This window comes from Neisseria sp. P0009.S007 (assembly GCF_051962515.1).
In genome coordinates, this window is record NZ_JBQCVF010001260.1 from 1 (window position 1) to 239 (window position 239).

The 239-nt window shown below is 55.6% G+C and carries 1 pseudogene; it reads left to right on the forward strand.

The window, feature by feature from the left end:
* Window positions 1–63 precede the first annotated feature (63 nt).
* Window positions 64–239 (forward strand): annotated as a pseudogene (locus ACTHS3_RS18525) (ComF family protein); the annotation flags it as partial.

Here is a 239-nt window from a genome sequence, read left to right on the forward strand (position 1 = left end):
TCGAAGACGTGGCGGTTCGCTGCCCAGCCGTGTATCAGATAAACTTTTTTGGCGGAGTGCGGCATGGCTGTTTTCTCTATGGATGTGTTTTCTTGGTGGCGCAATGCGGGATGGTGGCACAAAAGCCGTTGCGTATTATGCCACGCCTTGGTTTCAGCGTGCGAAACCCGGCCGTATGGCGGTTTTTGCGGCGGCTGCGCGGCGGACTTGGAAGAATTTTTTACGGACGCGGCAAACAG